Annotated in this window: 20 protein-coding genes; 12 read left to right on the forward strand and 8 right to left on the reverse strand. The window is 49.1% G+C overall.

The window, feature by feature from the left end; translation table 11 throughout:
- Positions 1–397: 397 nt before the first annotated feature.
- Genes OXH00_00020 through OXH00_00045 form a run of 6 tightly spaced genes read right to left on the reverse strand, consistent with a single transcriptional unit; the run spans position 398 to position 4,340 of the window.
- On the reverse strand, positions 398–1,201 hold the full coding sequence (locus tag OXH00_00020) for a phytanoyl-CoA dioxygenase family protein (GenBank protein ID MCY3739381.1): 804 nt from the start codon (positions 1,199–1,201) through the stop codon (positions 398–400).
- The gene (locus OXH00_00025; protein ID MCY3739382.1) at positions 1,155–1,289 is read right to left on the reverse strand and encodes a hypothetical protein; all 135 of its coding nucleotides are present in this window, start codon (positions 1,287–1,289) and stop codon (positions 1,155–1,157) included. Before OXH00_00025 ends, OXH00_00020 begins: the two co-directional genes overlap by 47 nt.
- Positions 1,290–1,348: 59 nt before the next feature.
- The gene (locus OXH00_00030) at positions 1,349–2,332 is read right to left on the reverse strand and encodes an aldo/keto reductase (protein ID MCY3739383.1); all 984 of its coding nucleotides are present in this window, start codon (positions 2,330–2,332) and stop codon (positions 1,349–1,351) included.
- Between the two features lie 56 nt (positions 2,333–2,388).
- Positions 2,389–3,228, reverse strand: coding sequence for a hypothetical protein (locus OXH00_00035; GenBank protein ID MCY3739384.1), 840 nt, complete (start codon positions 3,226–3,228; stop codon positions 2,389–2,391).
- Between the two features lie 41 nt (positions 3,229–3,269).
- Positions 3,270–4,136 carry a M20/M25/M40 family metallo-hydrolase gene (locus OXH00_00040; protein MCY3739385.1) on the reverse strand — a complete coding sequence of 289 codons (867 nt, stop codon included), beginning with the start codon at positions 4,134–4,136 and terminating at the stop codon, positions 3,270–3,272.
- 6 nt (positions 4,137–4,142) lie between these two features.
- Positions 4,143–4,340, reverse strand: a complete 198-nt coding sequence (locus OXH00_00045) for a hypothetical protein (protein MCY3739386.1) — start codon at positions 4,338–4,340, stop codon at positions 4,143–4,145.
- A 491-nt stretch (positions 4,341–4,831) separates the two neighbouring features.
- Here OXH00_00045 and OXH00_00050 point away from each other — a divergent pair, with 491 nt between their 5' ends.
- From OXH00_00050 to OXH00_00060, 3 genes are read left to right on the forward strand one after another with little or no spacing between them, the layout of a single operon-like run.
- Entirely contained in the window at positions 4,832–5,140 is a 309-nt protein-coding gene (locus OXH00_00050; protein MCY3739387.1) for a hypothetical protein, read from the forward strand.
- Complete coding sequence (locus tag OXH00_00055) at positions 5,130–5,555, forward strand: HNH endonuclease signature motif containing protein (GenBank protein ID MCY3739388.1); 426 nt, start codon at positions 5,130–5,132, stop codon at positions 5,553–5,555. The genes OXH00_00050 and OXH00_00055 overlap by 11 nt, the downstream gene beginning before the upstream one ends.
- A 58-nt stretch (positions 5,556–5,613) precedes the next feature.
- Positions 5,614–6,834, forward strand: a complete 1,221-nt coding sequence (locus tag OXH00_00060; GenBank protein MCY3739389.1) for a DUF3179 domain-containing protein — start codon at positions 5,614–5,616, stop codon at positions 6,832–6,834.
- A 4-nt stretch (positions 6,835–6,838) separates the two neighbouring features.
- On the opposite strand, the gene OXH00_00065 is transcribed toward OXH00_00060, so the two are convergent.
- Positions 6,839–7,600, reverse strand: coding sequence for an SDR family NAD(P)-dependent oxidoreductase (locus OXH00_00065; GenBank protein ID MCY3739390.1), 762 nt, complete (start codon positions 7,598–7,600; stop codon positions 6,839–6,841).
- Positions 7,601–7,602: 2 nt separating this feature from the next.
- On the reverse strand, positions 7,603–8,433 hold the full coding sequence (locus OXH00_00070; GenBank protein ID MCY3739391.1) for a phytanoyl-CoA dioxygenase family protein: 831 nt from the start codon (positions 8,431–8,433) through the stop codon (positions 7,603–7,605).
- Between the two features lie 174 nt (positions 8,434–8,607).
- Here OXH00_00070 and OXH00_00075 point away from each other — a divergent pair, with 174 nt between their 5' ends.
- From OXH00_00075 to OXH00_00115, 9 genes are all read left to right on the forward strand, one after another.
- Positions 8,608–9,273, forward strand: a complete 666-nt coding sequence (locus tag OXH00_00075) for an aldolase/citrate lyase family protein (GenBank protein ID MCY3739392.1) — start codon at positions 8,608–8,610, stop codon at positions 9,271–9,273.
- 86 nt (positions 9,274–9,359) lie between these two features.
- Entirely contained in the window at positions 9,360–10,604 is a 1,245-nt protein-coding gene (locus tag OXH00_00080; protein ID MCY3739393.1) for a Gfo/Idh/MocA family oxidoreductase, read from the forward strand.
- Positions 10,605–10,737: 133 nt separating this feature from the next.
- Entirely contained in the window at positions 10,738–11,592 is an 855-nt protein-coding gene (locus OXH00_00085) for a xanthine dehydrogenase family protein subunit M (GenBank protein MCY3739394.1), read from the forward strand.
- 71 nt (positions 11,593–11,663) lie between these two features.
- Positions 11,664–12,143 (forward strand): (2Fe-2S)-binding protein, encoded by a 480-nt coding sequence (locus OXH00_00090; GenBank protein MCY3739395.1) that lies wholly within the window; start codon positions 11,664–11,666, stop codon positions 12,141–12,143.
- Between the two features lie 129 nt (positions 12,144–12,272).
- The gene (locus OXH00_00095) at positions 12,273–12,503 is read left to right on the forward strand and encodes a hypothetical protein (GenBank protein ID MCY3739396.1); all 231 of its coding nucleotides are present in this window, start codon (positions 12,273–12,275) and stop codon (positions 12,501–12,503) included.
- A 143-nt stretch (positions 12,504–12,646) separates the two neighbouring features.
- A complete protein-coding gene (locus OXH00_00100) occupies positions 12,647–14,950 on the forward strand; it encodes a xanthine dehydrogenase family protein molybdopterin-binding subunit (protein ID MCY3739397.1) in 2,304 nt (767 codons plus the stop codon).
- Positions 14,951–15,105: 155 nt separating this feature from the next.
- Positions 15,106–15,324, forward strand: a complete 219-nt coding sequence (locus OXH00_00105) for a hypothetical protein (GenBank protein ID MCY3739398.1) — start codon at positions 15,106–15,108, stop codon at positions 15,322–15,324.
- On the forward strand, positions 15,321–15,590 hold the full coding sequence (locus tag OXH00_00110; GenBank protein MCY3739399.1) for a hypothetical protein: 270 nt from the start codon (positions 15,321–15,323) through the stop codon (positions 15,588–15,590). The genes OXH00_00105 and OXH00_00110 overlap by 4 nt, the downstream gene beginning before the upstream one ends.
- 37 nt (positions 15,591–15,627) lie before the next feature.
- Positions 15,628–16,344 (forward strand): alpha/beta fold hydrolase, encoded by a 717-nt coding sequence (locus OXH00_00115; protein MCY3739400.1) that lies wholly within the window; start codon positions 15,628–15,630, stop codon positions 16,342–16,344.
- Position 16,345 lies beyond the last annotated feature (1 nt).

Genomic DNA, 16,345 nt, shown 5'->3' on the forward strand with positions numbered 1-16,345 from the left:
GTTGTTTCCCATAGAATGTGCCTTTAGTTGTGCATCTTTTTTCCAGTCGGCATCGCCCCCTAATTCAGTGGCAATCCAAGACAGTTGTAATGTTATGTTTTCTACTGCTTTTTCTAACTGAGTTAACCGCTGGGCAAGGGTTTCAACTGTTTCTACCATGGCCAAAATCCTCCTTTCACTTCATAACCTCGTGACTTACCTAAAAGTTCGGTGTAGAAAAGTGGGCGAACTACGTAAGTCCTAAAAGATTAACAACATTACCTTGAAGTGACGCATCTGTATGCTACACAATTTATTTTACCTTATCAAACACATCTTTTTCAAAGAATAGAGGCACAATTCGCTGGTAGCGAGACTTCATTGGAAACTGATAACCATCTCTCATCCTTCAGTAGGGTTACAGTGCCATATCAAACGCTGTGCCGGTTACGTTGCCTTTCACATAAGCATCACGGAAGAGGGTCTGGCGTTTCGGAGGCATCTCCTCAAGTAACGCTTGCGGCGGTCTCGACAGGGTCCACCGCTTATCTACTGAGTTATAAGCATTGAAAATAGCGACCCGATCAACATCAGGGTTTTGCCATGCTTGTCCACTATGCGTAATTGCTTCTGTGAAGATAATAACAGACCCAGCAGGACATGAATAGGTATCCCAAAATTCCCAGTCTTGCGTATGGGCATCCTCCGGTGCGGTATAAGCCGCTTTGTGACTGCCCGTAATGAACATCGTGCCGCCGTCGCCCTTTTCCACAGGGTTAAGCTCCCAGACAACGCGCGTCAAACCGCTATACGCTTGTCCGGGTAGACATTGATATTGGTGGCAATCACCCGGCATCCGAAACATACCGTTACCGTTATGTGGACTAAATGTGAAGGGCGGATCGTCCGTTGTAGAACGCAACGCCATAAAACTCATCTCCATGCGGAAACCGTAGCAGGTCTCTGAGGCGAGATAAGCGGATGCGAGAAACTCGTTCCCGAACGCCACAACCACAGGATGATCCGTCAACTTCTCCAGAGGTCCTCCGTAAGTTGAGCGGTGGTGTTGTGGTACAATTGTTTCAGGGTCATCTTTTAAACGGTAACAGAAATCGCGCATCTCTTCAACCTCTGATTCTGACAACACACCCGGCACTAGGAGCCATCCGTTTTTGTCAAAGAGATACTTCTGTTCTTGCGTTAAAGGGAACAAGTTCACCATCGGCATTCGTTTGTGTAATATCAGCAGCTGCCGTTGCCAATGGATTCCCGAAGTCTTTATTGAATCTAATGCCTAACTGTTCTGCCATTATGTAAATCCTTCTCCTGTCGGAACACTTTGTACGGACAATGTACCCCTTGCATGAAACTAATGAATACGCGCACCCGTAAAATAGTCTGGGTTTGCTCCCATCTTTTCTAAGAGCGGTGATGTGACTGTGTCAAGGTTCTCAATCACATCAGCAGACGGCGTGTATTCGACAACATGTAGGTTTTCCGTCAGTTCACTTACATTGCGGGTACCAACGAGCATGCATGTAATCCCCGGTCTCGCCATAGCCCATGCAATAGCAAGCCGAGCCATTGGGACATGCTCAGCCTCGGCGATTTCTCGGATAGCCTCCAGCGTCTCAAACAGCTCTTCTTCGGCACCCTCTTCACCGTGCGAAGCCTGTGCTCGGTCATCTCGGAAATGCCGAAATCGAGAATGCACTGGCGGTATCTCCTCTGCGCTTTTGTACTGTCCAGTCAATATACCCTGTAACAGCGGCATATACCCCAAGATGCCGACGTTATGCTCTCGGCACAGCGGGAGTAGTTCAGGCTCTATCGCCCGTGACAAGAGGTTATAGCAGAGTTGATTCACCGCAATAGATGCTCCCGTCTCAAGTGCTGCCGTGAGCTGCTCCACCCCGAAGTTGCTTACACCGATAGCACGGATGAGTCCATCTTCCTGTAGGCGTGTAAGTTCAGCCATACTCTCTTCAATAGCGATTTCATCGTCGGGCCAATGGATCATATAGATGTCTACATAATCCGTTTGCAAGCGTTCGAGACTCGCTTCGCAACGTTCGCGTATCGTAGCGGGATCGGGTTTGCTTACCTTCGTGCCGATGACCGCTTCGTGTCGTCTGTTTTTGAGTGCGACAGCAAGTGCCTCCTCGCTGCGTCCGTTATTATATCCCTCTGCCGTATCGAAAAAATTGATGCCTGCATCCAACGCCGCGTTGGCAACAGCAGTAACATCCGACTGTGCCTGCGGTCCCCAATAATCACCACCACCGTACGACCAGCAACCGATCCCCATCACTGAGATCTCAATCCCAGATTTTCCACATGTACGCATTTCCATTTTTCAGCCTCCATGATGTATAAGCGAGTCGAAAGACTTCGCACGAAGCTGGTAAATTACGCCAATTCTGCACAGAGTTCCGTAATCAATTGGGCATTTTGACCGATCTGATCGCCGAACTGCTGATACATACCGAGCAACAACGGATCAATCGGCTTGGTGTTTTCTATCGCGAACTTTATTTCTGTCCGAATCTGTTCTGGACTTCCAATGGTTCTACCCGCCGCAAGCACTTTGAAGAGAAGGCACGGCTTCTCCGTACGTTGGATCGCCTTACACATCTCATCGCGGTCCTCCCGCGCGTAGATCTCACCCAACGGCGCGTAGCCAAATTTTTGGGTAAATTTTTCGCTACCACCGTGGAGATTATAGAGGCCTGTCATATAATAGTCTATATCCCATGCTTCATCTTCAGCAATATGCAGAAGTCTCGGATCATGCACAGACAAACCGACAAGTACCCCGGTATCACGAATCCGTTTGAGGATGTCTTGTAGGAAATCAAGTCTGTTTTCGCGCAAACATCTTTGCCCAACACCACCACCGTGTGGTGCCATACCGATCGGATTGTGTTTCGCAGCTTCAAAAACATGGTCGGGATCCTCGTACCAGCGGGAACCTTGGCTAAGGCAGAACCAGTTTATCGTGCCACCCGCATCTCGGTAAAGTTGTAGATCAGACATCGAGCGTTCCGTCATACTATTCTGCCAAGAATTGATCCCGGCTTCCTCCGCCCGTTTGAGCGTTGCCACGACCCGCTCCGGTGTATGATACGCCTGCTGATGTTGCGAAAGGAGTTGGTTAAAGTGAGAATAGCCGTAAATCGGGTTATCGCCTATTACCAACTTACTGATTTGATGCCCACAAAACGAGATTTTCGGTAAGGTCGTTTCCACTGTTTATCCTCCAAGTCAGAGAGCACGCTTCAAATGTGTGACTAATCGAACAGAAATCCTTCCAAAACAGATGCGTCAATTGCACGCACAAGATGCATCGTCAAATCCAACGCTGCCATATAGTCATCAGTGTTAATGATTGAGACATGGCTATGGATATAACGGGACGGTACACCGAGTACAACGGACGGCACACCTCTTCCGAATTGATGGATCGCACCACCATCTGTTCCACCGGATTGACGCACACCAAGTTGATACGGTATCTCATGTTGCTTTGCTGTCTCAACCACAAAATCCGCCAATTTTGGGTTGACAATCATTGATGAATCAATAATCCGAATTTGTACGCCGCCACCAAGTTTCCCTTGTGTATTTCCAACGCTTAACCCTGGGGTATCATCACCAGGGGGCCCCTCAAGCACAATCGCCAGATCGGGTTCCACACTTGCCGCCATCGTCCTGGCTCCCCGCAATCCTATTTCTTCTTGCACACTTCCTGCGCCAATAACGGTGTTCGGATGTTCGTCGAGCTGCAAAAGTGCATCAATCACGATCGCAACACCGACACGATTATCAAACGCTTTAGCAGTGAGCAGTTTGTCATTTTTCAATCGCATAAAGGGACCATAAGGCGCGATCGGACACCCCGTGACCACACCATATTCTTCTATTGCTTGTTCCTCGCTCTCGGCACCGATGTCAATAAAGAGGTCCTTTATGTCTAAGACCTTATCACGTGACCCTGAAAGCAGATGCGGTGGTGTGGAGCCGATAACACCCGGCACTTTCCCCAACTTCGTTGTGATATTGACGCGTTGTGCTAAAAGTGTATGCGCCCACCAGCCGCCGAGCGGCAGAAACTTGACGAACCCTTTATCTGTAACATTTTGTACAACAAAACCGATTTCGTCTCAATGTGAATCGAGCACAATGCGTGGGTGTTCAGCACTTCCTGCGCGCGTGCAGAAGATACTCCCCAATTTGTCCGTCCCAATTGGACCAACACCAGAGGCTCTCTCGCGAAAAACATCCCGCACTTCTCCTTCGTAACCCGGGATCCCGTCTGCTTGTGTTAATGATTCAAGTAACTCAATTGAAGTTTCGTTCATTATTGTGTTCCTTTGGTAATTGTGCTATAATTTAAGAAACATTATAGCATGCTTGATATTTTATTCCAACTTTTAAGTAGTAGCGTTGACTGTAGGAACACCTTCAAACGGAAACTCCTTGCGTAAAGTAAGAGGAACCTAATCCACGGTATCAAAACCCAAACCGAATAATGCCAAACCCCTAAATTCAGTCCTTTTCAATTTTTTAATTTGTCCTTATCCTACTTGATATGCTATACTGAATTTAATAGTTAACGTGAGTTAGAAAAAAAGTATTAGAAGTCAGGGCGGACGCAAATTGTGCGAAAAAGGGCAGATTTTAGGAATTTAACCCCCTAAATCCCCCTTATCAGGGGGACTTTAAGAGGAAATGCGTCTCCTTAAGTATTTATCAAACTCAGGTTAGTTACGGTTGTCTAATACATAGCCAAATGACCAAGACGCTGAACACATCATCGCTTGTTTGAATCTATACGCAAGGAGGGAACCCTGTGGCACAAACCAACTCGCAAGGTCCTAAACACAGCACTGATAAGGAAGTTTTCTTACTAACAATTATTCAAGAGAACTCGCAATTGCCGGAAAAAGAACAGCAGCGGTATCAGCAACTATGGCGCAAGTGCGAAGATGAAACTCTAAGTGAAGATGAACTGATAGAATATCAGGCATTGTTGAGCCAATTAGAAGCCCAGAACCTGAAGCGCATTAAAGCACTCACCGCCCTAGCTAAAAGCAGGGGAAAAACCTTAGGTGAGATTACTGCCGAACTGGGATTAAAAGAGGGAAGTAATGCCTTCTGAATCCGTCCCTGCTGCTTTACGTCGCCGTGTCCGAGAGCGGGCGAACGGGCTTTGCGAGTACTGCCGATCTTCTGATAATGTCAGTAATGCTTCCTTCCATTGTGATCACATCCTCCCACGAAATGCTGGCGGAAAAACCGAATTAGCCAATTTGGCATGGGCGTGCCCATGGTGCAACACACATAAACACACTAAAATATATGCCCCCGATCCACAAACAGGTCAACGGAGTCCACTCTTTAACCCGCGGACTAAACGATGGAAACGGCGCTTTATGTGGAGTGAAAATCTCCTTTATATTATCGGACGCACGCGGACAGGTAGAGCCACAGTTGATGCTTTAAATATGAATCGTATTGAACATGTTAACCGGAGAAAGTTGTTAATGTTCGCGGGAGAACATCCACTCATATAAGACATTTGAAGAAAAATAATATTATCATACTCCTATGGAGAAAAACAGGGAAAAGATCATGAAAAACTACACACTCATTCTTATACTCCTACTTGCCACCATCTCCTGCGCAAGTGCCGAAGATCAGGCAGATTACAGCGACGACAAAATCCGTACTCTACTGCCCTTTGATGCGATTCCCGCGATTACTGAACCCCAATTCGTTTCTGCTGGTGCCGCAAAATTAGACCCGGATGCCCCCGTCATCGGCGTAACCTTCAACGACGAAAGCCACGCTTACTCGCTCTATCTGCTCAACGGACACGAAATTGTCAACGATGTTGTGGGCGGATTGAACATCGCCACGACGTGGTGACCGCTCTGCAAAACGGCTATCGTGTATAGTCGCGATCTTGACGGTAAGACGTATACCTTCGGTGTGAGTGGTAAATTGTGGCGGGACGCGCTATTGATGTACGACCATCAGACCCGTTCCCTCTGGTCGCATATCACTGGGGAAGCGATACAAGGGCCCCTTACCGGTAAGCGGTTGAAGATGCTCGCCTCCATGCCGCAGATTGCATGGAAAACATGGCAGCTAAACTATCCGAAGACCCAGGTGTTGTCTGTACCTACGGGAGGTGGCATGCGCGAGAGCAGAAGCCAAGATGCCTACGCAGACTACCATGCCAGCCGACGTGCCGGTGTCAGCGGCATGGAATATACCGATAATAGGTTACCCAATAAATCCCTCGTGATCGGTGTTCAACTGCAGACTAAAGATGGTGCTCCTGGGCGTGATGGTGCTGATGGACAGGACGGTGCCGACGGCGGACGTGGTGGAGATGGTGGAGACGGAGGTGCCGGTGGACGCGGTGGAGATGGTGGGGACGGTGGAGATGGTGGACAGGACGGCACTGCTGGACAAGATGGTGCTCCTGGACGGAGTGGTAATTTCGATCCCTATAACACACAGTTTCGCGCGTACCCGTTGACACACTTTGCCGAAACTACCGTAATCAACGATATGGTTGGCGAGGTGCCATTGCTAATTTTCCACGATAAGGTATCGTTCGCAACGGCTGTTTTTAAGCGGAATGTCGCGAAAGATGTGCGAAACTTTCGTTCTCAAGATGGGCATTTTGTAGAGGATAACACCGGAACACGCTGGAATCTGGTCACAGGTGAGGCAACATCAGGTAAAGATAAGGGAAAACGTTTAGAACGCGTTCCCGCCGTTAATATCTACTGGTTCGCGTGGGCACGGTATTATCCGCAAACAACAATTTACCGTCAGTAGTCTGTTAATCGTCCAATTCGACGACTTCGCCTGTCATATTCCGATGCATCGTCGGACGGATGACTAATTCGGGGATGTTGCTCCGCTGCGGCAGCGTCGCGATGAGTAGAATCGCCGCTGAGGTTTCGTCTACACCTACCATCGTCGCGCGCGCATCCGCATCTGGCGGGATTGGGCGATTGTCCAGAATCGGTGTTGCCACTTCACCGGGGATGATGACACTTGCTCGGATACCTGTGTTCCTCAAATCCGAATTAAGAAATTCGGTGAAGTTGATAACACCCGCCTTCGCCGCGCCGTAAGCGAAACCGCTAAAGGGACCCGGTGTGACCGCCGCAAGCGACGAGATATTAATAATCGTTCCCGATTTCGCCTTTAACATCGCCGGTACAACTGCTTGTGTACAGAAAAAGGTGCCGATCAGATTAGAATCAATCACCGATCGCGCCTCTTCAGGTGTCGTGTTCAGGAGCCGCCGATTGTGTGAGCTGTGTCCAGCATTGTTCACCAGCACATCAATTCGCCCATGTTTATCAAGCACATCGGCAGCCATCTGCGCAACAGCATCATAGTCCGCCACATCGAGCGCGTAAGTCGTCGCTGTGCCACCTGCTGTTTCAACTTCGGCTTTAACAGAGGTCAATTTTGATTCAGTTCTGCCGATAATAACAACCGTTGCCCCTTCTTCTGCCATTGTGAGCGCGGCACCGCGACCGATACCACTGCCGCCACCCGTAATGATACAGACTTGTCCTTTTAAACGCATTCTTATCCTCCATTCGGTAAAATAGGCTTCACTGCCGCTTTCACCTCTTTTGATAGCGATTCCAGTTCATATTGTGCATCCGAGATTTTATCGCGATGCTCGTCAAGTGGGTAACCACCCTTCCCAGTCTCATTGAAATAGGCACTCAATTGGTAGCGTTGAAAGATGTTCATCCGCGGATAATCCTCTGTCCATGGGCTTGCATCGTGGAGTAGATTTGTTGAAAAGATCACCACGTCACCAGCTGTCATCGGAAGCGTAATTGAGGTGGGCGGATCGTGCTGCACGGGCAAATTCTCTGGTGTCTGAAACAGCGATTTATGACTGCCGGGAACGAGGCAAAAACCTGTGCCGGGCGGAACGTCTACCAAAGCCACCCACGTCGCAATGTGGCTACAATAGATATGTCCAGCAGCGGCTTGATAATCGTTGTGCGGATTGCGGAACCCCGGTGGAAATCTAAACCCACTATCATCACGGTGAAAATGTTGTGGCGCATCATGCTTCGTCATCATCGTGAAATTACAGTGGAACAGGCGCGGGGCGTTCATTGTTAACCCCGCAACAACCCGCATAACCTCTGGATTCATCGCAAGGTCTTGAAAGAGATGGTGTCCATATTGGATATGTCCGATGTGTGTTTTACAAGGTTCTTGCCGTCCACGGTCAAGCGGTGGTGGAATGTCGGCTTCATCAATTGTTAGCCAGTGCTGAAGGAGATCCAGCATCTCCGTAATCTCGTCCTTCGGGATAATATTTCTTAAAACGAGAAACCCATGTAAGTCAAAATACCACTTTTCTTCTTCCGTCAAAGTAGAATGGATGGTATACATTAAATCCCTCTCTGCTGTTCAAGATGTGTTAAGGATACAGATTAGCAGAATCTGGTAAAATTTTCAAGATTTCAGAGGGAAAAATAAAAATGCAGAACGCTTGACAAAAATCAAGAAACACTTATAATAGAGACAGACTTCACAATTCGACCAAACCCCAAGGAGGTTATCCCTGTGTCCTTAAAACAACGCATTCACAATAAAGAGCCGATTAAGATCGCCGGTGGTGTCCCGTTCGGCTGCACCCGCGACGAGATGGAAACCGTCCTAAGCGGAGATGACTACGATTTAATCGGGACTGATCACCAGCATGCAGCCGCGAACGAAGACAAACTCGTTGAATTCTGTAAGATGGCAAACGAATTCAGTATCGGTGTACAACTCCGTATCAAACACACCCGAAACGCTTACTTGATAGGCAACCTGTTAGATTTAGGTCCGCTTGCTATTGTCGTGCCACAGGTTGAGAAAATTGAAACCGTGGATGAGGCGATTGATGCCTTCTATTATCCTCAGCAGGGAAAACGGAGTTGGGGTCCCAGTAGTGGGTACGGCATCGACCGCGGCATGGATCGCCTTGAATATGCCGAGTGGTGGAACAACAACGGTATCCTTATCATACAGATTGAATCCGTTGATGCCGTGATTAACGTCCACAAATTGGCAAAACCGGGCGTGGATATGGTAACCTTCGGCGAAAACGACCTCAATTTCAGCATAGAATCATATCCGAGTGCTCCGTTTAAGAACCTCCAAGAGTGTATTGCCCATGTAGAAGTCCAGTTGGCAGATACACACGTCAAAGTAGGTGCCGGACGCTCGCCATCGGGTTCACTGTAAGAACAATTTCTGGATGGCGGCAATCTTAAGCGAAGAATATCTCTCACAAACTTGGTGTGATTAGAATATCAGTAAGGAGTATCATAATGTCAAAACGGATTAAAATCGGAATTATCGGGTGTGGTATGATATCCGGCTCACACGTCAACGGATACCTCGCGCATCCGCAGCACGCTGAAATCGTTGCTGTCTGCGATACAGTGGAAGCGAACGTAAAGCGGCGACACGCGGAAGTCTTGTCGGGCGCAGCGGCACGCGCCGAAACCGCAAAAGCCGACGCAGAAAAGGCGGATACCGCAGAGGCACGCGAACAACTGAAAGCCAATGCTGCGCTCTGGGCAGAATATGCCGACAACGGAGTCAAAATCTTCAGCGACTACAATGAGATGATCAAGGCATGCGATTTAGATGCCGTCAGTCTTGCGACACCCCCGTTTGTCCATGAAGGTCCCACCGTTGCAGCTGCACAGGCTGGAAAACATGTTTTCTGCGAAAAGCCTATGGCGCGGACAGCAACAGAGGCGAGAAATATGCGTGATGCCTGCGACGCGGCCGGCGTTAAACTCGCGTACCAGAGTGGTGGCACATGCCTTGATCCAACGAGTTACGCCATCCGGGACTACATCACCTCTGGGCAACTTGGCGATGTCTACTACGGTAGACTCACCAGTTATCGCGTCCGCGGCAGACCTAATGTCGATATGTTTGGTTTCGGCAAATGGTTCCTTAATTCCGCCTATAGTGGTGGTGGCACAGTATACGATACAGGGGTCTACGACATCAACCGTTCTATCTATCTGCTTGGTTCTCCACAACCTGCCACAATCAGTGGTATCGCCTACCGTGGAATGCTCCCTGAGTACACAGGTGAGGAGATTAACGACGTTGAGGAACACGTGTCTATCTTTGTCCGGTTCACCAATGGCATGTCCTTTACTTATGAACACGGTTGGGCAGGTAATTTGGCGGAACACCCGCAAGGCATTTTCATTTTCGGTTCCAAAGGTTCGTTCAGCGGCAATAAACTCTTCCTTGAAAAGGGGAAGTGGGATACCGACGATCAAGGCAACCGTAGGCGTTATCAAAGCGATCTCGTCGAAACGCCATTGGAACTGCCAGAGAAGTCTTTCCCTGATAAGTTCCGCGATTTTCTCAACGCCTGTAACAGCGACGCGCAGCCCGTCAGCAATGCTGATGTCGGTTTGAAGGTTACAGAGATTATGAGCGGTTCGCTCTTATCAGCGAAACTCGGACGCGAAATCAGTGTAGAAGAACTTTATGAGATAGAAGCACTCCGCACCGAGCCGACACCGGGTTGGCCGATTCCATAAAGCGACACGCTTCGGATTTAAGGTTGACAAATACCCTTTTAATCGGGTATCCTTTAATGTGTTGTTGGGCGTGCAAAAATAGGCAGCAAATAGAAGATACTACCTTGAAGGAACAGGATATGGAGGATTAAATTTGAAAAGTTTTGAGTTTCATGAACCTACTACCCTCGCGGAGGCATCTCGCCTGTTCGCGGAGGAACACGCGCAGCTTCTCGCAGGCGGGACAGACCTCGTTATCGGTATGAAGGCACTTACTGAAACACCGGAGTCTGTGATTAGCCTACAGAAAATTCCAGGACTGGCGGGTATCACCACGGAAGCCGATAATAGTATTAGCATCGGTGCGACGACAAAAGTGCGCGAAGTTGAGTTGTCTGGAGACATTCAGCAACACCATACCGCGTTGGCGGAAGGGGCATCGGAAATCGGCTCTATCCAAATCCGAAATCTCGCAACTATTGGTGGTAATATCGCACATGCTTCGCCAGCGGCAGATACGGTTGCAGGGTTGCTTGTCGCCGATGCACAGGTTGACATCGCAAGTGCCGATAGTGAACGGAGCGTGCCAATTGATGAGCTCTTCACGGGACCCGGGCAGACGGTTCTAACACCCGGTGAGATTATCACACGTTTCCGGCTCCCGAGTCCTGCGTCTGGTTCGCACTACATCAAGCACAAGATCCGTGAAGTAATGGATTTGGCGTTTATCGGTGTTGCTGCTGCTGTCAATTTGGACAACGGAACGATTATAGATGCCCGGATCGGACTCGCCGCAGTCGCACCGACACCGATTCGCGCGGTGGAAGCAGAGAACCTCCTAAATGGGAACGCACCTACGGCAGAACTTTTGGAACAAGCCGGTGAAGCAGCGGCAGCCGGATGCAGCCCGATATCCGATTTACGATGCTCCGCTGAACATCGCAGAGAGATGGTCGATGTCCTTACAAGAAGAACCCTCCAATACGCTTTGGAGAGAGCAAGCGCGTAGAAAGCATTTATATCTAACGCGAGGACTGATCGTCATACCTCGCATCGTCCGATAAATCAAGGAGAAAAAATATGGCAAAACTCCCTGTCAATTTAACAGTCAACGGAGACGAACACGATTTACTCATTGAACCCCGAAAAACCTTACTCGCCGTGCTTCGCGATACGGTCGGTTTGACAGGCACCAAAGAGGGATGCAGCACTGGGGACTGCGGTGCATGCACCGTCATCGTTGATGGCAAAGCCGTCACGTCCTGCATGGTACTCGGTGTCACAGCCTCTGGAAAAGAGATTACCACAATCGAAGGCTTAGCCAGTGACGGTGAACTTCATCCTGTCCAACAGGCGTTTATTGAAACAGGTGGCTATCAGTGTGGTTTCTGTACCCCCGGTTTTATCATGGCATCAAAGGCACTCATAGACGAAAATCCCGATAGGACCGAAGAAGAATTCAGACATGCGCTCGGCGGGAATATCTGCCGCTGTACCGGATACACAAAAATTCTTGAAGCAGTTCTGAAAGCCGCGGAAGAGATCCGCACAACCGCATAAAGAACACCAGAAAAATAGTTTTCAGTCATCAGTTTTCAGTCGTCAGTCAAAGAAAGTTTTGACTTACCCAAGCCCTCTTAACTGATAACCGATAACTGATAACTGATGACTCTGAAAAAAGGAGAAAACATGGCAAAGACACATCGGGGATCAGGCATAAGACACCTTTATGTTGATCCAAATGGGAACGTCCACCAAGGCGAATATAACAATGGTCGTGGAACCTGCCCAGTTTGTGAACGCACAGGCGTGAAAGTGCTTTTTGAACGAGAAGTTGGCGAAGATACCGTGAAAGTCTGTAAAAGATGTAATACTGCTATCGGACGCGGTAAACTCCACAATCTCGTTGCCAGTGCATAATAGTTATCAGTTATCGGTTAAGAGGTCTTTCTAACAAATCACCCGCCCATGGAAGGCTTCAACTACACGTGAATTGTAAAAATATATCTCTTAACTGAAAACCGAGAACCGAGAACTGACAATCACTCAGAAAGGAGCATTAGATGTCAGAATATACTGTTGTCGGACAAACGGTCGCACGGGTTGATGCCGTCGAAAAAGTGACCGGTGCCGCCCAATACGGTGCAGATGTCCATCCCCCGGGCATGCTCTACGGCAAAATTGTCCGTAGTCAACACGCGCATGCCAATATACGCAGCATTGATACCAGCGAAGCCGAAAAACTGCCGGGTGTCAGGGCAATCATCACACAAGATGATGTGCCAAGTGGGCGTAGAGTTTTTGCAACCGATAAAGTGCTTTACTTAGGTGAACCGCTCGCTGCTGTTGCCGCAACCGATCCTGATATTGCTGAAGAAGCCGCTGAACTCATTAAGATTGATTACGAAGTACTACCGGTTGTGCAAGACGTTATGGAAGCCATCAAACCTTCAGCACCGCGCTTGCAGGGTGATGACACAAAAGATGGTCCCAGTCGGCGACAAATCAGTGGACAAATCCGAACATTGTCTCGTGATAAAGAGAACGACCACAGCGACGAAATCAGCAAACTTGAAGCAGAATTAGAGAACTATCCAGACGAAGTTTATTATAACATTTCCGCTGAAAGCCATACCGAAGCAGGCGACGTTGAAAAAGGATTCGCAGAATCTGATATCGTTGTTGAGGACACCTATGTGATCCCGCGAGTCCACCAGACTTACATGGAACCGCACGTCTCTGTTGCCAGTGCAGATTCGTCCGGCAAGGTTACTGTCTGGGCATCTACACAGGGTCCGTTTGCGATCCGATCCGGTATCGCTGGAACACTCGGTATCCCGTTGACGCAAATCAATGTCATCGGAACAACGATGGGTGGCGGCTTTGGCGGACGTTTCGGGGTTATCATCACGCACGTCCCCGCCGTGCTACTCTCGCAGAAAACAGGGCGTCCGGTGCGCGTGCAGATGACGCGTGAAGAGGAATTCACTGACGGTAGACCCGCACCTGGGTGCGTTATCAAACTGAAAACAGGTGCGACGAATGACGGGCGCATCCTCGCACGCGAGGCACTCGCCTTCTGGGATTCTGGCTCCGTCTCCGGCGCATCGATTGGAAGCACAATTCGGGTCCGTGGTGTCTACAAGATTCCGAATCTCAAGGTAGACGCTTACGGCGTTCATACTAACAAATCCGGCACAGCTGCTTATAGGGCACCAGGAGCCCCGCAAGCCATTTTCGCAGGTGAATCTCAACTTGATGAGATAGCAGAACGTATCGGTATGGATCCCGTTAAATTCCGTCTCATGAACATGCGCGAAGAAGGCGATGAAGTCCCAGCGGGTGGCAGTGAACCTAAAGTCGGTTATAAAGAGACCTTGGAGGCTGTCGCTGATGCTGCTGGATGGTGGGATCGGGAAGCCGATGAAAACCAAGGATGGGGGGTCGCTGTCGGTGATTGGACAAACGGTTGTGGCCCGGGTGGTGTTTATGTCTCTGTTCACGAGGATGGAAGTGTTCGTATCTTCCACGGGTCTATGGACATCACAGGTACGGATACTGCGATTTCGCAGATTATCGCCGAAATCCTGACTGTGCCTTATGAAAGTGTCACAATACGACGCGGCGATACGGATTCCGCACCGTATTCTACAGGGTCAGGTGGAAGCGTTGTAACGTTCACAATGGGGAACACCGCAAAATTGGCGGCTGAGGACGCGCACCGACGGATTCTCGAACTCGCTTCAGAACGGCTGAATACCAATGTGGAGAATCTTGAGCTCAAAGATGGAGCCGTCCACGTTATCAGCGCAGAACCACCGAAGTCTATCTCATTGGGCGAACTTGCGGCGTATAGCCTCTCCACGACTGGCGGTCCGATCGTCGGAAAAGGTTCCTTCGCACGGCAAGCCAGCACACCCGCACTCGCAGCACAGATTGCTAAAGTTGAAGTTGATCCCGGCACCGGTAGAACCAGAGTCCTCAAACTTGTTGCTTCGCAAGATGTCGGCTTCGCTATCAACCCAATGGCGGTTGAGGGTCAGATTGAAGGTGGAACAGTGCAAGGTTACGCATGGGCAATGATGGAAGAGATGCAGTACGGCGAAGAAGGGAACATCAATCCCGGCTTCGTCGATTACCGCGTCCCTACCTCTGCGGATCTCCCAACGGTGGAGTCTGTTATTGTTGAAGTGCCTGCACCGAACGGTCCGTATGGTGCCAAAGGGGTCGGCGAACCGCCTATCACGCCAACATTGGCAACGATGGCAAATGCTGTCAAAGATGCTATCGGCATACGGATTACCGAGCTGCCGATCAAACCTGAAAGAGTTGTTGATGCTTTGAAGAGCAACGGACACGGTGCGTAGTTCGCTACGCAAGAATATTTGCGAGGCATTCGTACCGCACACATTTGAATATAGGTAGGTGCACAGCAGAGGTACGCCTACCTATCAACAAGTTTGTGAAAAAGAGGAGAAGGTGTTTCCAAGTTTGACTAAAGTTGGAAACACCCAAAACATTGATGACACCGCTTCTTGAAAAAGCTCTCAGCGAAGTTTATAAACTGTCCCCTGAAGAACAGGATGCCATTGCTGCTGTGATTCTTGAAGAGCTGGAAGATGAACAGAAATGGAGTAAGGCTTTTGCCGAATCACAGGATCAGCTCGCCCAACTTGCACACAGAGTCCGTGCTGATATTAAAGCAGGGCATAGTGAAAAAATGGACATTGATGAGTTGTGAACTCGTATTTAACAAGAGATTTTCTTGCTTGTTTTCGGCAGTTGCCGCAAGATGTCAAGGAAAAAACACGTAAAAGTTACCGTCTCTGGCAACAAAACCCTAATCATCCAAGTTTGCGATTCAAGCGAGTGCATACCATAGAACCGATTTACTCAGTCCGAGTCGGAATTGAGTGGCGTGCTTTAGGTTTACGGGAAGGTAATGCAATCCACTGGTTTTGGATCGGTCCTCATGACGAATATGACAGATTACTGCGTCAATTTTGACTGTAAATAAGCCATTACTTTTGGAAACTAAAAATTTATGTTTAATGAAATTAAAAACGAACACGGTGAACGCCTTGATTACACCTTCCATGAAGGCGAGGGCAACAGAATTGTGGTGATCGGACACGGCGTTACGGGCAACAAAGACAGACCTGCGCTCGTCGCTTTAGCAGAAGGACTCGCTGCTGCGGGGATCTCTGCGCTGCGCTTCTCCTTCTCCGGTAACGGTGAATCGGAAGGCGCGTTTACAGATTCCACTATCACCAAAGAGGTCGCCGACCTCGGTAAAGTCATTGACGCACTCAGTGAATATAAAGTGTGCTATGTCGGACATAGTATGGGTGGTGCAGTCGGCGTGCTGCGTGCCGCCATGGATGAACGCATTGAAGCACTTGTTTCGCTTGCGGGAATGGTGCATACAAAAGCATTTGCGGAACGTGAATTTAGCGATGCTACACCCGACGAGGGTTTCATGTGGGACGAACCGGATTGCCCACTCTCACAAGCCTATATGGATGACATGGCAACGATCGACAGCGTCGCAAAGCAAGCAAGTAAATTTGCCGTACCGTGGCTACTCGTTCACGGCACAGAAGACGATATTGTTCCACCTGAAGATAGCCACGATATCCTTCAGTTCGCAAACGAAGACACAGAACTCCTTGAGCTTCCGGGTGTAGACCACGTCTTTTCTGACGACGGTACCCCTGTTATGGTTAAAAAGGTTGTCGCGTGGATTGATCAAAAACTGTGAT

The organism is Candidatus Poribacteria bacterium (assembly GCA_026706025.1).
Classification (GTDB): Bacteria; Poribacteria; WGA-4E; order WGA-4E; family WGA-3G; genus WGA-3G.